Origin of the sequence: Microbacterium sp. 69-10 (genome assembly GCF_001897945.1) — a bacterium.
Taxonomy (GTDB): Bacteria; Actinomycetota; Actinomycetes; order Actinomycetales; family Microbacteriaceae; genus Microbacterium.
Genome location: NZ_MKRT01000028.1, coordinates 115,186 through 117,061 on the forward strand (window position 1 = coordinate 115,186; position 1,876 = coordinate 117,061).

Here is a 1,876-nt window from a genome sequence, read left to right on the forward strand (position 1 = left end):
GCGATGCACTGGCCGGAGGCCACGCTGTGGCGCCCCACGAGCACGGCCGAGGGCCCGGAGCTGTGGCTGCTCACCGGGTCGGAGCCGGCGCGGGCGTGGCAGGCGTTCGCCACGGAGTTCATCGACGTGGCACTGCGCGACGACGTGACGGGCCTGGTCACTCTCGGGGCGATGCTCTCGGATGTGCCGCACACCCGTCCCATCTCGATCTTCGCGTCGAGCCAGAACGAGCGGGTGCGCACTGCGCACGGCCTGGACAAGTCCACCTATGAGGGGCCGGTGGGCATCCTGAGCGTGTTCGAGCACTTCGCCGAGCGCGCCGAGATCCCCTCCGCGAGCCTGTGGGCCAGCGTGCCGCACTACGTCGCGACCGCCGCCCCCTCGCCCAAGGCGACCCTGGCGCTGCTGGATCGGCTCGAGGAGCTCACCGGCGTGGGTCCCGCCCGCGAGCACCTGCGCACGGCGGCCGCGGCGTGGGAGGCGTCCATCGACGCCGCTGCGGCCGAGGACGAGGACATGACCGAGTACATCCACCAGCTGGAGCGGACTCGCGACACCTGGGACTCGCCCGATGCCTCCGGTGACGCCATCGCCCAGGCGTTCGAGCGCTACCTGCGCCGCCGCGGCGACGGCCCCGACAAGAAGTGACCGATCAGCGCGGCGAGAGCACGCCCGTGGACAGCAGCACGATGAGCGTGCCGCCCAGCAGCACACGGTAGATCACGAACGGCAGGAAGCTGCGCTTGGAGATCCAGTTCATGAAGAACGCGATCACCCCGAGCGCCACGACGAATGCGATGCCGGTCGCCGCGAAGGTCTCCCCCAGGCTGAAGTACTGGCCGGCCTCGCCGCCGTGCTTGAAAAGCTGGTAGAAACCGCTGCCGAACACCGCGGGAATCGCGAGCAGGAACGCGTATCGGGCGGCTGCTGCGCGCTCATAGCCGAGGAAGAGGCCCATCGTGATGGTGCCGCCGGATCGCGACACGCCCGGCACCAGAGCGAAAGCCTGCGCCACGCCGTAGGCGATGCCGTGCGGGTAGGTGAGCTCGTCGAGCTTGCGCTTCTTGGCGCCGATGTAGTCCGCGATGCCGAGCAGCAGACCGAAGCCGATGAGCATGATGGCGACGATCCAGAGCGATCGCAGCGTCGTCTCGATCTTGTCCTGGAACAGCAGCCCCAGCAGGACGATCGGGATGCTGCCGAGGATGATCAGCCATCCCATCCTCGCGTCGGGGTCGTTGCGCGGCGCCTTGCCCGTCAGGGAGCGGAACCACGTGCCGATGATGCGCACGATGTCACGCCAGAAGAACACCACGACGGCCGCCTCGGTGCCGATCTGGGTGATCGCGGTGAACGCCGCACCCGGGTCCTCACCGGAGGGAAGCAGCGCCCCGACGATGCGCAGATGCGCGCTGGAGGAGATCGGCAGGAACTCGGTGAGTCCCTGGACGACGCCGAGCAGAAGGGCTTCGAGCAGGTTCATGCGGTGCTTTCCAAGGGTGAGGCGTCGGTGTCCCCGGACGGATGCCGGTCAGCAGGAGCGCAGCAGATCGGTCAGCACGCGCTGACCGAAGACAAGAGATTCTACGGGGACGCGCTCGTCCACTCCGTGGAACATCCCTGTGAAGTCGAGATCGGCGGGCAGCTGCAGCGGCGCGAATCCGTACCCGGTGATGCCGATCGAGGCCAGCGCCTTGTTGTCCGTGCCGGCGCCGAGCAGGTACGGGATCACCGGCACTCCGGGGTCGTGCTTCCCCAGGGCCGCGACCATGGCATCCACGAGGTCGCCGGTGAAAGGCGTCTCCATGCCGATGTCGCGCACGACGGTCTCGATGCGGATGTCGTCGCCGACGATCCGCTGCAGCTCCGCGCGCAC

Annotated in this window: 1 protein-coding gene and 2 pseudogenes (1 of these 3 cut by a window edge); 1 reads left to right on the plus strand and 2 read right to left on the minus strand. The window is 68.6% G+C overall.

The window, feature by feature from the left end; translation table 11 throughout:
• Positions 1–648: pseudogene (locus BGN97_RS15010) on the plus strand (PAC2 family protein); it begins 193 nt to the left of the window's first position.
• Positions 649–652: 4 nt separating this feature from the next.
• Here BGN97_RS15010 and BGN97_RS15015 read toward each other — a convergent pair.
• Complete coding sequence (locus BGN97_RS15015; protein ID WP_292703192.1) at positions 653–1,483, minus strand: undecaprenyl-diphosphate phosphatase; 831 nt, start codon at positions 1,481–1,483, stop codon at positions 653–655.
• 48 nt (positions 1,484–1,531) lie between these two features.
• A pseudogene (locus BGN97_RS15020) lies at positions 1,532–1,876 on the minus strand (hypothetical protein); the annotation flags it as partial.

Excerpts from the sequence above, each read along its gene's own strand:
- BGN97_RS15015 (WP_292703192.1), bottom strand. The coding sequence starts at position 1,483 with ATGAACCTGCTCGAAGCCCTTCTGCTCGGCGTCGTCCAGGGACTCACC.